This is a genomic window from Achromobacter sp. ES-001 (assembly GCF_019448355.1).
In the GTDB taxonomy this organism is placed as follows: Bacteria; Pseudomonadota; Gammaproteobacteria; order Burkholderiales; family Burkholderiaceae_B; genus Achromobacter; species Achromobacter spanius_B.
This window is the reverse complement of the sequence record NZ_CP079940.1, coordinates 2,720,137-2,737,020: the sequence shown is the minus strand read 5'-3', so window position 1 is coordinate 2,737,020 and position 16,884 is coordinate 2,720,137. Positions and strand designations below refer to the sequence as shown.

At 66.5% G+C, this 16,884-nt stretch carries 13 protein-coding genes; 4 read left to right on the top strand and 9 right to left on the bottom strand.

The window, feature by feature from the left end; translation table 11 throughout:
- Nucleotides 1–6 precede the first annotated feature (6 nt).
- The 3 genes from KYT87_RS12415 (at nt 7) to KYT87_RS12405 (ending at nt 3,898) form a co-directional block, all read left to right on the top strand.
- Complete coding sequence (locus KYT87_RS12415; protein ID WP_219992357.1) at nt 7–1,938, top strand: acyl-CoA synthetase; 1,932 nt, start codon at nt 7–9, stop codon at nt 1,936–1,938.
- A gap of 82 nt (nt 1,939–2,020) precedes the next feature.
- The gene (locus KYT87_RS12410) at nt 2,021–3,007 is read left to right on the top strand and encodes a tripartite tricarboxylate transporter substrate binding protein (protein ID WP_046805901.1); all 987 of its coding nucleotides are present in this window, start codon (nt 2,021–2,023) and stop codon (nt 3,005–3,007) included.
- A gap of 204 nt (nt 3,008–3,211) precedes the next feature.
- On the top strand, nt 3,212–3,898 hold the full coding sequence (locus KYT87_RS12405; RefSeq protein ID WP_046805930.1) for a GntR family transcriptional regulator: 687 nt from the start codon (nt 3,212–3,214) through the stop codon (nt 3,896–3,898).
- Between the two features lie 11 nt (nt 3,899–3,909).
- On the opposite strand, the gene KYT87_RS12400 is transcribed toward KYT87_RS12405, so the two are convergent.
- On the bottom strand, nt 3,910–4,776 hold the full coding sequence (locus tag KYT87_RS12400; RefSeq protein ID WP_219992356.1) for a LysR family transcriptional regulator: 867 nt from the start codon (nt 4,774–4,776) through the stop codon (nt 3,910–3,912).
- Nucleotides 4,777–4,917: 141 nt separating this feature from the next.
- On the opposite strand from KYT87_RS12400, the gene KYT87_RS12395 reads away from it, so the two are divergent.
- Nucleotides 4,918–6,438 carry an MFS transporter gene (locus KYT87_RS12395; protein ID WP_219992355.1) on the top strand — a complete coding sequence of 507 codons (1,521 nt, stop codon included), beginning with the start codon at nt 4,918–4,920 and terminating at the stop codon, nt 6,436–6,438.
- Nucleotides 6,439–6,554: 116 nt separating this feature from the next.
- Here the strand turns inward: KYT87_RS12395 and KYT87_RS12390 are convergent, their stop codons facing one another.
- From KYT87_RS12390 to KYT87_RS12355, 8 genes are all read right to left on the bottom strand, one after another.
- Complete coding sequence (locus KYT87_RS12390; RefSeq protein WP_046805898.1) at nt 6,555–7,838, bottom strand: cystathionine gamma-synthase family protein; 1,284 nt, start codon at nt 7,836–7,838, stop codon at nt 6,555–6,557.
- 363 nt (nt 7,839–8,201) lie between these two features.
- Entirely contained in the window at nt 8,202–9,227 is a 1,026-nt protein-coding gene (locus tag KYT87_RS12385; protein WP_046805897.1) for a diguanylate cyclase, read from the bottom strand.
- Between the two features lie 33 nt (nt 9,228–9,260).
- Entirely contained in the window at nt 9,261–10,271 is a 1,011-nt protein-coding gene (locus KYT87_RS12380; RefSeq protein WP_219992354.1) for a chemotaxis response regulator protein-glutamate methylesterase, read from the bottom strand.
- Nucleotides 10,268–12,589: a hybrid sensor histidine kinase/response regulator gene (locus tag KYT87_RS12375; protein WP_219992353.1), complete on the bottom strand. Its 2,322-nt coding sequence runs from the start codon at nt 12,587–12,589 to the stop codon at nt 10,268–10,270. The genes KYT87_RS12380 and KYT87_RS12375 overlap by 4 nt, the downstream gene beginning before the upstream one ends.
- The gene (locus KYT87_RS12370) at nt 12,586–13,272 is read right to left on the bottom strand and encodes a chemotaxis protein CheW (protein WP_046805894.1); all 687 of its coding nucleotides are present in this window, start codon (nt 13,270–13,272) and stop codon (nt 12,586–12,588) included. The genes KYT87_RS12375 and KYT87_RS12370 overlap by 4 nt, the downstream gene beginning before the upstream one ends.
- Nucleotides 13,265–14,677, bottom strand: coding sequence for a protein-glutamate O-methyltransferase CheR (locus tag KYT87_RS12365; protein WP_219992352.1), 1,413 nt, complete (start codon nt 14,675–14,677; stop codon nt 13,265–13,267). Before KYT87_RS12365 ends, KYT87_RS12370 begins: the two co-directional genes overlap by 8 nt.
- Complete coding sequence (locus KYT87_RS12360) at nt 14,674–15,201, bottom strand: chemotaxis protein CheW (protein WP_219992351.1); 528 nt, start codon at nt 15,199–15,201, stop codon at nt 14,674–14,676. The genes KYT87_RS12365 and KYT87_RS12360 overlap by 4 nt, the downstream gene beginning before the upstream one ends.
- 7 nt (nt 15,202–15,208) lie before the next feature.
- Nucleotides 15,209–16,822, bottom strand: coding sequence for a methyl-accepting chemotaxis protein (locus tag KYT87_RS12355; RefSeq protein ID WP_219992350.1), 1,614 nt, complete (start codon nt 16,820–16,822; stop codon nt 15,209–15,211).
- Nucleotides 16,823–16,884: the final 62 nt, after the last annotated feature.

Sequence of the window (16,884 nt, the reverse complement as noted above, 5' to 3'; positions counted from 1 at the left end):
CACACCATGACGCAGGCCCACGCCGCCCCGCCCCTGTCGCCCCCATTCTCGGCGCCGTTCCCCGTGCGCAGCGCCGCCGACGTGCAGCGCCTGCAAGCGCGGCCGCTGGCGGAAACGCTGACGGTGCAAAGCACCTACGAGATCTTCCGCAACTCGGCCGCGGCCTTCGGCGACAAGACCGCGCTGACCTTCCTGCGATCCGCCGACCCGGACGACGAGGCCATCCGCTGGAGCTACCGCGACTTGCTGGCCGGCATCCACCAAACGGCCAACCTGCTGCACGACCTGGGCGTGCGCGCGGATGACGCCGTGGCGGTCATGCTGCCCGGCTGCCTGGAATACCACCTGGCGCTGTGGGGCGGCGAGGCGGCCGGCATCGTCCAGCCGCTGAACCCGATGCTGACCGAAGACAAGCTCGCGTCTCTGATGACGGCGGCGCGCGCCAAGGTGCTGATCGCCTACGGTGCCGAGGCCGAATGCGAGATGTGGACCAAGGCCCTGCGCCTGCGCGACCGCGTACCGACCTTGCAGACGATCCTGCGCGTGGCGCCCCACACCGAAGCGCTGTCCGACCGGCCCGCCCTGCCCGATTACGCGCTGGACTTCAACGCCAACCAGTCCGCGCAGCCCGCCAGCCGCCTGCTTAGCGAACGCGTTATTCGCGCCAGCGACGTGGCGGCGTATTTCCACACGGGCGGCACCACCGGTGCACCCAAGCTGGCCATCCACACCCACGCCAACCAGGTCTTTACGGCCTGGGCCGCCGTGCAGTTGCAGAACGCCGGACCGACGGACGTGGTCATCAACGGCTATCCGCTTTTTCACGTGGCGGGCGTATTGCCGGCGTCGCTGGCGGCCTTGTCGGCGGGCGTGGAAACCGTCATCCCCACGCCCATGTTGCTGCGCAACCGCGAGGTGCTGCGCAACTACTGGCGGCTGGTGGAAAAGCACCGCGCAACCTCGCTGCAAGGCGTGCCGACGATTTTGGCGGCCCTGGCCGACATACCGTTGGCCGGCGCCGATATCTCATCGCTACGCTATTGCCGCACGGGCGCGGCGCCCTTGCCCGCTGAACTGGCCGCGCGCTTCAAGCGGCTGTTCGGATTGCAGGTAAACGAAAGCCTGGGCATGACGGAAATGGCGGGCATATCGTCCATCACCCCGCCCGGCTCGGTATTCCCGGTCAATTGCGTGGGTTACCCGCTGCCTTATGTGCAGGTACGCATCGTGGGGCTGGATGTGCCCTCGGGCCAGGCCGCGCGCGACTTGCCGCCCGGCACGCCGGGCATGGTGCTGTTCAAGGCACCCAATGTGATCCCCGGCTTTCTGGACCCGGAAGACACCGCCCGCGCCTTCACGGAAGACGGCTGGCTGATCAGCGGCGACGTCGGCTTCATGGACGACGAAGGCCGGCTGCACCTGCAAGGCCGCGCCAAGGACCTGATCATCCGGGGCGGCCACAACATCGATCCCAAGACCATCGAAGACGCCCTGGCCACGCACCCCGGCGTGCACCTGTGCGCGGCGGTCGGCGCGCCGGACGCCTACGCCGGCGAGCTGCCCGTGGCCTTCGTCACGCTGATGGAGGGCGTGCAGGTCACGGAGGCCGAACTGGTTGCCTACGCCGCCGCCCATGTGGACGAAGGCCCGGCGCGGCCCAAGCGCGTAATCGTGCTGGACGCCATGCCCATGACCAATGTGGGCAAGATCTACAAACCCGATTTGCGCCGCCTGGCCACTGCCGTCTCGGTAGAGGCCGTGGTGGCGCGCACCCTGCAAGCGGCCGGCCTGACGGAAGACAGCAAGATCTTCCGCGTGCTGGCCGATGCACAACCGGATGTCGCCGTCCAGGCGGACGCCGACGCGCCCACGCCGCTGAAGGAGCAGCTGCGCGAGGCGTTGGCGCGATTGCCGGTCAAGGTGGCCTTGCGCGACTGAACCGACGCCGCCCCCCCCGCCCTTTCAGCGACAACCGACGACCGACCACAACACACCACAACAACACCACAGGAGACAACCCATGCTGAAGATGCCTTTGCGCCGCGCCTGCCTGGGCGCATTGCTGCTTGCCGCCGTTGGCGCCGCCGTGCCGCTGGCCGCCAGCGCGCAAGCCGCTTTTCCCACCAAGCCCATCACCCTGATCGTGCCGTTCCCGGCTGGCGGCTCGACCGACCGCCACCTGCGCATCGTGGCGCAGGACGCCTCTAAGTACCTGGGGCAACCGGTCATCGTGGAAAACCGTCCCGGCGCGGGCGGCACGCTGGGCACGGCCACCATGGCGCGCACCGCCAAGCCCGACGGCTACACGATCGCGCTCTACACGCTGGCTATGCTGCGCATGCCCTACATGCAGAAAAGCAGCTGGGACCCGATCAACGATTTCAGCTTCATCATCGGGCTGTCGGGCTATACGTTCGGCTTCACCGTGCGCTCGGATTCGCCCTACAAGACGTTTAACGAATACATCGAGGCGGCTCGCAAGGCGCCGGGCACCATCGACTACGGCTCCACGGGCATCGGCTCGTCGCCGCATCTGTTGATTGAAGAAATCGCCATCAACGCCAAGGTCAAGCTGAACCACGTGCCGTTCAAGGGCAACGCCGACATGCAGCAGGCGCTGCTGGGCGGCCACGTCATGGCGCAAAGCGACGCCACGGGCTGGGACCAGTTCGTGGACTCGGGCAAGATGCGGCTGCTGGTGACCTTTGGCGAAAAGCGCACCACGCGCTGGCCCGACGTGCCCACGGCGCAAGAGCTGGGCTACAAGGTCGTGTCCACGTCCCCGTATGGGTTGGCCGGCCCCAAGGGCATGGACCCTGCCGTGGTCAAGACCTTGCACGATGCGTTCAAGAAAGCGCTGTTCGACCAGGCCAGCATGGACGTGATGAAGCAGCTGAACCAGGAGCCGGCCTATCGCAACAGCGAAGACTACAAGGCGTGGGCGCAGGCGACCTATGTGAAGGAAAAGGGCTTGATCGAATACCTGGGTCTGATGGCCAAGGACTGACGCCGGGGGGTGCGCGCGGGCGATAAGGCTGCGCGCACCGCGGTATGACGGCCTGGGGGGCAAAGCGTATGCAAGCACAACGCGCGCCCGGACGCGGTTTTGCATCCGCGCTTTGTATGCAAAAAATGTTTGTCTTTCCTGTCCGGCTTTTTGATAGACTGGCTGCCCGAAGATTTTGCCCTGCGGCCGCCGCAGCCGCGTCCCATGACCCAGGAAGTTTCCACAGACCCCAGCGCCGACGATATTGCCCGCGAAGTTTCCGCCGCCATCGTGGCGCACAAGCTTCCGCCCGGCACCCGGCTGCGCGAAGAGGCGCTGGCGCGGGTCTACAAGGTCAGCCGCACCAAGATCCGCGCCGCCCTGCTGATGCTGTCCAAGGACAAGCTGATCAATATCGTTCCGGACAAGGGCGCGTTCGTCAGCAAGCCCGACGCGAACGAAGCGCGCGAGGTCTACGCCGTGCGCCGCATCCTGGAAGCCGCGCTGGCCAAGGAATTCGTGGCGCGCGCCACGGCTGCCGATTACCGCCGCATTGACGCCCATCTGGCAGAAGAACGCGCGGCGCTTGAAGCCGGCGACGTGCAAAAGCGCAACCAGCTGCTGGGCCATTTCCACATCCTGCTGGCCGAAGCCGTGGGCAATTCGGTGCTGACCGGCATGCTGCGCGAACTGTCGGCGCGCAGTGCCGTGATTACCGTGCTGTACCAAAGTTCGCACGACGCCAGTTGCTCGTCGCAAGAGCACCACGCCTTCATCGAGGCGGCCCGCGCGGGCAACACCGAACGCGCCTGCGCGCTGATGGATGAGCATCTGGAACACGTGCAGACAGCGCTGAACTTCACCGACGACAGCCAGGGCGGCAGCGATCTGGTGACGGCGTTGCTTAGCTAGCCGAGCTCGCATCACCCCAACAATTGCCCCATCCGTTCCTGCAACCAAATCTCGGTCGCGCTTAACGTTGCCCCTTGGAGCCACAGCGCGCGCACCGACAGCATCGGCAAGGACAGGCCCGCGCACGGCACGCGCGCCAGCGTGCGGCGAAAGCTTTCGTATTCCGCGATGTTCAGCGGCAGGATCGCCCAGCCCAGCTCGTCCGCCACCATGCCGGCGATGCTGTAGAAGCTGTCCGTGCGCCACACCGTCGGGCTCAGCACCACCTCTTCCACGCCTTCCATCTGCATCACCAGTTGCCGATAGCGGGCCAGATCGCTGCGCGTGACCTCTGCCAGATCGGTCAGCGGATGCCCCGACGCCACGAACACCGCCTGCGCCACATTGCCCAGGTAACGGTGCGCGAACGCGCTGCCCGGGTCGCCCCGGTCAAAGTGGAACGCGAGACTGGCGCGGCCTTGCTGCACGTAGTCGGCCACCTCGGTGGCGGTGCCGTTCAGCTGCGTCAATTCCAGGGCGGGAAAGCGGTCGGCCACTTCGACCACCAGCGCGCCCAGCACCTGATACGGCAGTGCTTCGTCCAGCGCGATCGACAGGCGCGCATCCTGCCCGGCGGCAAACGACAGCGCCCGCTGGTCCAGCCCGCCGGCCTGCCGCAGCAGTTCGCGCGCTTCTTGCAGCATGACTTCGCCGGCGGGCGTCAGGGTGGCGTTGCGGCGCGACCGGTCGAACAGTTCCACACCCAGATCCGCCTCCAGCAGGCCCACCGAGGTGCTGATGGCGGACTGTGCCCGCCCCAGCCCGCGCGCCGCCGCCGAGAAAGAGCCGGCGTCGGCCGCCGCGACGAAATGCCGAAGTTGGTCCAGGGTCCATTGCATGAGCGCCTCCTTAATTCATCTATTTTATAGATGGAATCAAACTTTTTAAGGCAAATAAACAGATAGATAATGCGTGCCTTGCGCTTGGCAGCCGCCCTTGCGGCGCAACAACCCAAGCGTGGATTCAAAGGGAGTAGAACTATGCAGCGGACTCATTCGAACGCTGTCGCCACGGCCGATCCGCGCCGTTGGCTGGTGCTGGGCATTGTGTCCATCGCCTTGTTATTGATCGTGGTGGACATGACGGTGCTGTACACCGCCCTGCCCCGGCTTACGCACGAGCTGGGCGTCACCGCGTCGGAAAAATTGTGGATCGTGAACGTGTATGGCCTGGTGGTGTCGGGCCTGCTGCTGGGCATGGGCACGCTGGGCGACCGGCTGGGCCACAAGCGTCTGTTCATGATGGGGCTGGTGGTGTTTGGCGTGGCCTCGCTGGCAGCGGCGTATTCGCCGGCGGCCGCCCCGCTGATCGCGGCGCGTGTGCTGCTGGCCGTGGGCGCCGCCATGATGATGCCCGCCACGCTGTCCATCATCCGGCTGACTTTCGCGCAAGAGCGCGAGCGCGCCGTGGCGATCGGCATCTGGGCCTCGGTGGCCTCGGGCGGCGCGGCGCTGGGGCCGGTGGTGGGCGGGGTGCTGCTGGAGCATTTCTGGTGGGGATCGGTGTTCCTGATCAATGTGCCGATTGTGCTGCTGGCGCTGCCGCTGGCCTGGCGGCTGATTCCGGCCAGCCGCCCCGCCACCGCGCGGCCGTGGGACCTGACCGGGTCGCTGCAAGTCATGGCCGGCTTGATCCTGTGCGCCTATGCGCTAAAGGAACTGGGCCGCGCGTCCACGTCGTGGCTGCATGCGGGCCTGGCCTGCGTGGCCGGGGTCGCCATGCTGACGGTGTTCGTGCGCCGCCAGCGCCGCCGGCCTTATCCGCTGATCGACTTTGCCATCTTCCGCAACGCCACCTTCAGCTCGGGCGTCGCCGCCGCGCTGTTCGCCGGCGCCGCGCTGCTGGGCCTGGAACTGGTCTTCAGCCAGCGCTTGCAGCTGGTGCTGGGCATGTCGCCCATCCAGGCCGCGCTGTTCATCCTGCCGCTGCCGCTGGCCGCTTTCGTGGCCGGCCCCGTGGCGGGATGGCTGCTGGCCTACGTGCGCGGACCTCGGCTGATGTTCCTGTCGCTGGCCGTCTCGGCGGCGGGCATGGGCGCGTACCTGCTGTGCTATGACGGCGCCGTGCTGCCGCAGATGGTCAGCCTGAGCGTGCTGGGGCTGGGCATCGGTGCAACGATGACGGCGGCATCCAGCTCCATCATGCAAAGCGCCACGCCGGAACGCGCGGGCATGGCGGCATCGATTGAGGAAGTGTCGTACGAGCTGGGCGGTGCGCTGGGCGTGACGTTGATGGGGTCCATCCTGTCGGGCGTGTACGCCAACACGCTGGACGTGCCGCCGGCGTTGGCGGCGGCCCCCGCGCTGCGCGACAGCCTGGACGAAGCGTTGATCGTGGCCGAAGGCCTGCCCACCGACCTGGCAGCCACGCTGACCGAGTTGGCCCGGACGGCGTTCGACACGGGCTACGCGGCCGTCATCGCCACCGCCACGGTCATGCTGGTGGCCACCGCCGCGTTCGTGCTGCTGAACCGGTCGCGGCGGCAGGCGGTGGCTGCGTAAGGTGGCTGCGTAAGGTGGCTACGTACGGTGGCTGCGTATGTGGCTACGTATGTGGCTACGTATGTGGCTGCGCATGGTGGCGCAACCCGTCCCCTGCCCCCTAAGCATCCAAGCGCTCAGCGCGTGCGAAACGCGTTGTCCATGTCCGCGATCAGGTCTTCTTCGTGCTCCAGCCCGATCGAAATGCGGATCAGCCCTTCCGACACGCCCGCCGCCTCGCGTTCGGCGGCCGGCACGCCGGAATGGGTGGTGGACGCGGGATGGCACACCAGCGATTCCGTGCCGCCCAGGCTCACGGCCGACTTGAACAGATGCAGCGCGTTGATGAAGCGGAAGGCGCGTTCGCGGCCACCGTCCAGCACGAACGCAAACGTCGAGCCAGGCCCCGTGCACTGCCGCTTGTAGACTTCCTGATAGGCGCGATCCGCAATCATCTCGGGATGAAAAAGCGTGACCTTTTCGTAGGGGTTGCCGGCCAGCCATTGCGCCACCTTGGTCGCCGTGCGCGCGGCCTGCTTCATGCGCAGCACCACGGTTTCCATCGACCGCGTAATCATCCAGCACGAATGCGGGTCCAGCTGCGAACCGAACGCGCTGCGTATCGCGCGCACCTTCTTGATCAGGTCCTTGCTGCCCGTCACAGCGCCCGCCACCAAGTCGCTGTGACCGCCCACGTATTTCGTCAGCGAATACACGCACAGGTCGACGCCATGCTCGGCCGGCTTTTGGAAGATGGGCCCCAGCAGCGTGTTGTCGCACACCGAGACCGGGCGATAGCCGTGCCGCGTTTCGAAGGCGTCCAGCTCGTTCTTCATGCCTTCGAAATCGATCAGCGCGTTGGTGGGGTTGGCGGGCGTTTCCACGTAGAAGACGCGCACCGGCCCCTTGGCCGCCGCCGCTTCCAGCGCCGCGCGCATGTGCTTGGGCGACAGCCCGTCCTGAATGGGGTGCGAGCCAATACCCCATTCCGGGAAAATCTTGGCGATCAGGGTTTCCGTGCCGCCGTATAGCGGCAGCGATTGCACCAATTGGTCGCCCGGGCGCAAAAAGGCCATCAGCACGGCGCTGATCGCGGCCATGCCACTGGCCGTCACGGCCGCCGCCTCGGACCCGTCCAGCAGGGCCAGCCGGTCTTCCACGATTTCCAGGTTGGGATGGTTGAAGCGGCTATAGACCAGCCCGGCGGATTCGCCCTGGGGCAAGGGTTTGCGGCCCGACACCAGGTCGAAAAACGCCGCGCCGTCCTCGGCGGACCGGAAGGCAAAGGTGGACGTCAGGAATACCGGCGGCTTGACCGCCCCTTCGGACAGGAAGGGGTCGTAGCCGTACGACATCATCTGCGTTTCCGCATGCAGCGGACGGCCAAAGATATCTTTCTTGTGATAAGTCGAATACGTCATGGTGTGCCTCTTTCTTCGGGGTTCCAGCCGACCGGGCAGGCGCGTGTCGCATGCTGCGACGATAGCGCCAGCCGCCTCGGGATGTCTTGCAGTATTGATGAGAAATATTGATGCGAAATATTGATGAGAAACTTTGTTTCCCATTCGCACTTGTCCCTGAAAGACACTGCCTTGTTACATCAACTGGACGCGATCGATTGGAAAACCATGAAAATCCGTCCGGAAGATGGCCGGCTCAGCAAGGCCGAGCTGGCCGAGCGCGTGTCGCTATCGGCCCTCGCCCTGCTGGAAACGGTTACCGCGCCTGGAGCGCCTTGCGCGCATGAAGCAAAGTCGTCAACCCCGCTTCACCTGTCGCGGCGCCTAGGCAGGCGCTTGCATCTGCCCGGGAACGACGCGGTTGCGGCCGTCGCGCTTGGCTTGGTAAAGGCCGCGATCGGCCACCTGGATCAGGTCGGTGCAGGGTTGGTCGGCCACCGGAATGGCCGTGGCCGTCCCGATGCTGACGGTCAGCCAAGGGCCTGAGCCCGTGTCCTTTTGCGGAATCTGCATGGCCTCGACGGCGCGCCGCAGTTTCTCGGCCGCCAGCCTGGCGCTGCCCGCCGGCGAGCCCGGCAGCACCAGCGCAAATTCCTCGCCGCCAAAACGGGCGGCCAGGTCGGTGGACCGGTCGCAGCTGGCGAAGATGGTGTTGGCTACGCGCTTCAAAGCCTCGTCGCCCGCGATGTGGCCATAGGTGTCGTTGTAGGCCTTGAAGTGGTCCACATCGATCATCAACATGCTGATTTCGCGTTGGTCGCGACGCGCGCGTTGCCATTCGGCATTCAGGTATTCGTCGAAATACCGGCGGTTGCCCAGGCCCGTCAGCCCGTCCGAATTGGTCAGGCGGCGCAACTCCATATTGCTTTCCAGCAGCTGCTGCTGGCTTTGGCGCAGCGCCTGGTAGGCCTCGTCGCGCTGCACCAGCGCCAGGTACGAACGCGAGTGATAGCGGATGCGCGCCACCAGTTCGATGGCGTCCGGCAGCTTGACCAGATAGTCATTGGCGCCGGCGGAAAACGCGGCGCTTTTGATGGCTGCGTCTTCCTTGGTGGACAGCACGATGATGGGAATGTCGCGCGTCACCGGATGGCTGCGGTATTCCTTGACCAGGCTCAGCCCGTCCACGCCCGGCAGCACCAGGTCTTGCAGGATCACGGTGGGCCGCGTCTGGATCGCCACCGTCAGCGCTTTGTACGGGTCCGAGCAATAGTGGAAATCGATGTTCCCTTCCGTGGCCAGCGCCCTCCGGATCGCTTCGCCGACCATCACCTGATCGTCAACCAGCAGCACCATGGCTGCGTGCGCGTTCAGGTCGGCCGAGGCTGCGCTGTCGAAAGGTGGGTGCATGGTAAGTCCTTGATGTCGAACGGGATCGAGCGCTTAGGCCAAGGCCTGAATCAAGCGCGGCGCGATCTGGTCCAATGGTTTGATTTCCACCGCGGCCTGCATGGCGGCGGCCGCCTTGGGCATGCCGTAGACAGCACTGGTGGCTTGGTCTTGCGCGATGGTCAGGCAGCCCCGCTCGCGCATGGCCTTCAAGCCACGCGCGCCGTCCTGGCCCATGCCGGTCAGCAGCACGCCAACCGCCGTGCCGCGCCAATGCTGCGCCACGCTGTGAAAGAACACGTCAATGGAAGGCCGATACAGGCTTTCTTTTGGGTCTTGCGTGTAGCGCAGCGTGCCGTCGGGCAGCAGATGCAGATGGTCGTCCGTGCCCGCCAGCAAGATCTGGCCGGGCATCGGCCGTTCGCCCTCGCGCACCAGCCTGACGGGCAGCTGCACCTGGTCGTTCAGCCAGTCCGCCATGCCTGCCGCGAACGAGGCATCCACGTGCTGCACCAGTACGATGCCGGCGGGAAAATCCAGCGGCAGGTCGCCTAGCAACTGGGCCAACGTGGCCGGGCCGCCCGCCGACGCGCCGATCACCAGCAGGCGTTGTGCGTCGGCACGCGCCGCTGATTTGGGCACGGGCGTCAGCGTGGGCCGGTTGCCATAGCGCCCGATCAGCCAGCCGATGTTGCGAATCTTGCGCAGCAAGGGCGCGGCGGCGGCACGCATGTCGCCGCCGCTGACCACCGGCGTGTCCACCGCGTCCAGCGCGCCGTGGCCCATGGCGTCGAACACCCGCGCCGTATGGCGGGCGACGTCCACCGTCACCACCACGATGGCGCACGGCGTTTCCGCCATGATGCGGCGGGTGGCCTCTACCCCGTCCATGACGGGCATGATGAGGTCCATCAAGACCACGTCGGGCCGGTCGCGCGCGCATTGCGCCACGGCTTCTTCGCCGTTTGACGCCACCCACGCCACTTCCAGCCCCGGTTCCAGCGCGATGGCGCGGCGCAGGGTTTCAACCGCCATCTGCATATCGTTGACGATGCCGATTCTCACGTCAGTGCCTTCCCGATCAAGTCCTCGACAGCGTCCAACAGCGCGTCATCGTGGAAGCTGCCCTTGGCCAGATAGTAATCAGCGCCGGCGTCCAGCCCGCGCCGCCTGTCTTCTTCGCGATCCTTATACGACACCACCATCACCGGCAAGCCCTGCAGCTTGGGGTCGGCCTTGATGCGCGACACCAGTTCGATGCCGTCCATGCGTGGCATGTCCACATCGGTCACGACCAGGTCGAAATCCTCCCCGCGCAGCATGTTCCAGCCATCCATGCCGTCCACCGCCACGGCCACGTCGAAGCCCCGGTTCACCAGCAGCTTGCGTTCCAGCTCGCGCACGGTCAGGGAATCGTCCACCACCAGCACGCGCTTGCGGCGCCGCTCCTGGGCGATGGGGCCACCGCCGTCCACCCGCGCCAGCCGCCCGCCTTCGATCAGCTTTTGTACCGACAGCAGCATGTCTTCCACGTCCAGGATCAATAGCGGCGTGCCGTCGTCCATCAAGGCGCCCGCCATCACGTCCTGCACTTTGCCCAGCCGGGGGTCCAGCGCTTGCACCACCAGCGTGCGCTCGCCGACGTAGCGGTCAACGGCGATGCCGTACCGCTTGTCGTGGTCGCCCACGACCACCACGGCCATGGACTCGGTCGAGGGCGCGGGCTCGCCGCCCCGCAGGATCTGCCGCGCGGACACCAGGCCCACCTGCCGGCCCATGAAGCGAAAGTGCTGGTGCCCTTCCAGCTGCTCGATCTCTTGCGAGCGCACCTGCAAGGCATGGCTGACATAGGCCAGCGGAAACGCGTAGATGTCGCCTTGCACCTCGACCAGCAGGCTGCGCACCACCGATAGGGACAGCGGCATTTCCAGCACGAAACGCGTGCCCTGCCCGGTCGTCTGGTGCACACGCACGGCGCCGCGCAGCTGGCGCACCATGGTCTGGACCACGTCCAGCCCCACGCCGCGTCCTGAAATTTCAGTGACTTCACCGCGCGTGCTGAAGCCGGACAGAAACAGAAATTCCAGCAGCTCGGCTTCGCTTAGACGGGCGGCCGTTTCCGCCGTGGTCAGCTTGCGCTGCACGACTTCAACGCGTAGCCGATCCAGCGAAATGCCGGAGCCGTCATCGCTCAGTTCAATCACCAGCATGCCGGCCGAATGGCGCGCCGACAGCCGGATCAAGCCTTCGGGCGGTTTGCCGACGTCCATGCGGTCCATCGGCATTTCAATGCCATGATCCACGGCGTTGCGCAGCAGGTGCATCAGCGGCGCGTCCAGTTTTTCCAGGATGTCTCGGTCCACCTGCGTGGCGTCGCCGTCTATTTCCAGCCGCACCTGCTTGCCCAGCGATCGGCCCAGGTCACGCACCATGCGCGCCATGCCGCCCACGCCGTCGGCAAACGGGCGCATGCGGCACGTCAGCGCGGTGTCGTACAAGCGCTGCGCCAGATGGCTCATGCGCCAGCCAAATTCATCCACTTCATTGGTGCGTTCAATCAGTTCCTGCTGGCATTGGTCCACGATGCGCTGCGCGTCGTCCAGCGCCGCCTGGGCGCGCGCGTCCAGCTGCTGTCCGGCCAGGGCGCCGCGCACGCCGTCCAGCGCTTGCGCGGCGCCCGCCTGCATGCGCCGCAGCCGCAACATGGACGCGCCAAACGGCCCGACCCAATGCGATTCCACCAGCGTTTCGCTGGACAGGCCCAGCAATTTGTTCAGCGTGTCGGCCGTGACGCGCAGCACGCGTTCGCCTTCGGAGAGCCCCTGGTCGGAACTGCGGCGCACCGGCGCCGGGGTGGGCGATGCGGGTGAAACCGGCACGCCCAAGGGCATCGGATCGGGCGACCTCGGCGGCGTTGCCGTCAGCGGCTCGTCCTCAACGCGCTTGATGGGCGGCAGGAAATCCGACGGCCGGGGCGCGCGCGGCGGCACGGCCGGCGGCGCGTTGGGCGCGCTGCTCAGGCGCACTACCACCTCGTCGATTTCACCGCCCAGCTCCGCGCCCGGCGTAGCGACCCGCTGCAACAAATCGGTGCCCAGCAGCAAGGCGTCGATATCGTCTGCCTGCAAGCGCAGCCGCCCTTCCTGCGCGGCCACCAGGCAATCTTCCATGGCGTGCGCGATGCGGACGGCCGGGTGCAGGTCCACGATGCGCGCGGCCCCTTTCAGCGAATGCGCCGCCCGCATGCAGGCTTCCAGCTGCGCCGCCGAGGTGGGGTCGTGTTCCAGCGCCAACAGGCCGTTGTTCAACACCTGCACCTGGGTGCGGGTCTCAAGCTGAAACAGCTCAAGCAGCGAGGCGTCGCGCATTTCGTCCGGGTTCACGCCAGACTCCGTTCCAAAGCTTGCATCAACTGGGTTTCGTCCAGCACGCCCACGCTGCGGCTGCCGCAGCGCTGCACCCCGCGCGAATATTTCAGGCCCGCGCCCTGCACCGTCGACGGCAGCGGTTCCAGCCGGTCCAGGTCGACGGCGTGTATCCCTTCCACCTCGTCCACCGGCAACACCACGGCCCGGCCCGCGCCGCCGAAGATCAACATGCGCGCGGCGCCCGAGCGTTCGCGCACATCCAGCGGGGCCGGCGTCATGTCCAGCCCCAACAAACGCGCCAGCGACACGCAGACGGTCAAGGTGCCGCGCACATTGGTCACGCCCAACACTGCCGGGTCGCGGCGATGGGGCAGCGCCAGAATGCCGCGCGTGCCGGCCACTTCGTCCAGCGCGCGCGTCGGCAGGCCCAGCCATTCGCGGCCCAGCCGGAAGACCAGCAGCGAAGACATCTGAACGTCTTCATGGGGTTTGTCGTGGTCGGCGTCTGGCGAATCACCATCCAACGCGTCCATCTGCGGCGGCAGGCGGTCCAGGATGCGTTTGGCGGCGGCGGCGTAGACGGGGCAGTTGCGGCAATGCACGTGCTCGGGCAATTGCGGGCAGGTTTTGTCGCCCCGGATGCCGATGCGGTTCCAGCAGTCGTCCACGTCGGACAGCAGCGCGATGGGTTCAACCACGTCTGGCCTCCTGTCGCGCCGCGCGCGCTTGCAGGCGGCGCGCGCCTTCGATGTCACCCGCCGACGCGATGAGCGCGGCCAGGTGCAGCAGCGCCTCGCGGTGGGTGGGGTCCAGGTACAGCGCCTTGCGGTAGGACGCCTGCGCCTCGCGCGAGTCGCCCGCCGCATCCTGCAACAGGCCAAGCAGATGCAGCCCGTCGGCGCTGACGCCGTGGATGTCGATATGCGCGCGGCACTGCGCCAGCGCGTCTTGCACGCGGCCCCGGTCGGCCAGCGCGGCGATCTGGCGCAGGGAAGCGTCGGCGCTGGGGGATGCGCCGGGGGATGTGCTGGATGTACTGGTCGATGCGCTGGTCGCCGCGCTGGGCGATGCCTGCCAGCTAGCGGCGTTTGTCGCCCCCGACGTCGACCCGGACGTCGACCCGGACGTCGCGGTCGGGCCGGCCACGGATGAGCGCATCGGCGACGCCCCCGAAGCGGGCGGAATCGCCGCATGCGGCACCGGCAGGTGTCCGGTTGGGACCTGCGCCACCGGCCGTCGGGGCGGCGTCCACGCGTGCACGATCGGCCGGGACGCCGCGGGCAAATCGGCTTGGGGCGGCATGGCTTGATTACGGAAGGCGAACGAGCGCGCCATTGCCACCGACGGCAGGCGGCGCGCGGTCAGCAAGCTGGTTTCAGCCGGACCCACGAAGATGACGCCGTCGGCGCGCGTGAAGCGCCGCAGCACCTGCACCGCGCGCTCCTGAGTCGGCCCGTCGAAATAGATCAGCAGGTTGCGGCAGAACACGAAGTCATACGGCGACGTGCCCAGCAGCAACTGGCTGTCGAACACGTTGCCCTGCCGAAAGCACACGCGTTCCCGCACCTGCGCGGATAGTTGATGGCCGTCGGCCGTCTCGGCAAAGTGGCGGTCGCGGTACGCCAGGTCGTCGCCACGAAACGAGTTGCGCCCATACACGGCGCGTTGCGCAAACTGGACCATGCGTTCGCTGATGTCCACGGCATCGATCTGGAAACGCGCAGCGGGCACCCCGGCGTCCAGCAAGGCCATGGCAATGGAATACGGTTCTTCGCCGCTGGAACACGGCATGCTCAACACGCGCAGCACGCGGTCATCGGGCGCGCCCGCCGCGAACAGGCGTTCACGCGCCAGCGCGGCCATCGCCGTCTGCGATTCCGGATACCGAAAGAACCAGGTCTCGGGCACGATCACGGCTTCGATCAGCTGCTGCATCTCGGCCGGCGTAGTGTGCAGGCGCGTCAGGTAATCGTGTTCGTCGGCCGCGCCCGCCGCGCCCATCCGGTGGCGCACGGCGCGTTCAACGGCGGCCTTGCCGATGGAGCCGCTATCCAGCCCCATCTTGCGTTTGAGCAAGGCGCTGAATTCGTCGACCAGCATCATGGCGTGATCTCCCGGTCCGCCGGGTACAGCATCGCGCGCACGGGCGGCGGCAGCAGTTCGTTCACGCCCACCGCCTGCACCATGCCCTGCCCGTCGTTCAGCACGGGCCCCAGGTAGCGCGCATTGGCGTTATCCAGCGCAAACGGCTGGAACGCGGCGGGGTCGTAATGCACGGTTTCGGTGGCCTGTTCCAGGATCAGGCCCAGCACATGCTCGGCCGCCGCCCCGCCTGCCCGATAGCGCACCAGCGCCAGGCGGGTGCTGGTCACGCGCGCCGCGTCGGCGTGGCCGGCCAGCGCGCTCATGTCGATGGCGGGCACCGCCGCGCCGCGCCATTGCAACAAGCCCGCCACCCACGACGGGGCGCCCGGCACTTGCTTGAAGACGCGCAGGCCCAGCACCTCGATCACATCTCCCGCGTCCAGCGCATAGCGGTCGCCGCCGATGCGGAACAGCAGATACAGCCGCCTGGCCGCCGCGTTGGCGGCGACGCTGGGCTTGGGCAAGGACGCAGTTTCCACCATGGAAGAATCAGATCTTGAAGCGCGACACGCCGCTGCGCAGGTCGTTGGCCACCAGCGTCAGTTCTTCGATGGCCAGGCTGGACTGTCGCAGCGATTCCACCGTTTGCTGGGCCGCATCGCTCAATTGCTGCAAGGCCTGGTTGATCTGCTCGGCGCCCGTGGCCTGCGCCTGCATGCCTTCGTTGACCATCTGCACGCGCGGCGCCAGCGTCTGCACCTGCTGGATGATCTGCGACAGCTGATCGCCCACCTGTTGCATGTCGGCCATGCCCCGGCGCACTTCTTCCGAGAACTTGTCCATGCCCATCACACCGGCCGACACCGACGACTGGATCTCGCGCACCATCTGTTCGATATCGTAGGTGGCCACGGCGGTCTGGTCGGCCAGACGGCGGATCTCGGTGGCCACCACCACAAAGCCTCGGCCGTATTCGCCGGCCTTCTCGGCTTCAATCGCCGCGTTCAGGGACAGCAGATTCGTCTGGTCCGCCACTTTCGTGATCGTCGTGACCACCTGCGTGATATTGCCGGCCTTCTCGTTCAGGATGGCCAGCTTGGCGTTGACCGAACCCGCGGCGCCCACCACGTTGCGCATCGTGTCTTCCATGCGCGCCAGGCCCACCTGCCCGCTGCCCGCCAGCGACGCCGTCTGCTCGGCCGCGCTGGACACTTCCGTCATGGTGCGCACCAATTCGCGCGAGGTCGCCGAGATTTCGCGCGAGGTTGCGCCGATCTCGGTCGTGGTGGCCGCCACTTCGGATGCCGTGGCTTGCTGCTGCTTGGAGGTGGCGGCGATTTCCGTGACCGAGGTCGCGACCTGCACGGCCGAGCGCTGCGTCTTGCCCACCAGGCCGGTCAGCTCATCAACCATGCCGTTGAAGCCGGTTTCGATGGCGTTGAATTCATCTTTGCGGGCCAGCGACAAGCGGCGGGTCAGGTCACCCCCGCCGGTCGCTTCCAGCGTCTTGACGATGTCGCGCATGGGGTTGGCGATGGCGCGCATCAGCAAGAAGCCGCACACCAGCGCCGCCGCGATGGCGAACGCCAGCGACACCAGCATGCCGACTTCGGCCGAATCCACGGCGGACTTGATGCTGACGGCGGCATCATCGGCCTGCTTCTTGTTTTCGGCCACCATCTTGGCCAGGATGTCGCGCCCTTTGTAGAAGGCGGGCCGCAGTTCGTTCTTGACCCGCATGCGCGATACAAGCGGATCGGCCGTCGCCGCCAGGATGTCGGCGCGAATGCGTTTGTATTCCTGCAAGTCTTTTTCGAACTCCGCGAACATCGCGCGGTCGTCGTCGCGCGCAATTGTGCGGCGGTAGAAATCGACGTTTTCTTGCAGCTGCTGATCGTTCTTGGGCAGCGTTTCCAGCGTGGCGCGGCGCTCTTGCTCGGTGTCGCTGTTAAAGGCGTCTTGCACCACGACAAAGCCCGCGAACCACGACGCCCGGATCGACGTGCTGTAGTAAATGCCCGGCACGGCATCGGTGTTGATCATCACCACTTCGTCTTCGATGTGCAGCAGGCGCCGGTAATCCACCACCACCATCAAGGCCATGATGGCCAGGATCACCATGAAGCTGGCCAAGATGCGCTGGCGAAGAGTCAGATTATTCATACTGGAAGACCTTTGTGGTGGTGCCACACGACAACGCCCGACCCTGAACCCATGACAGGATG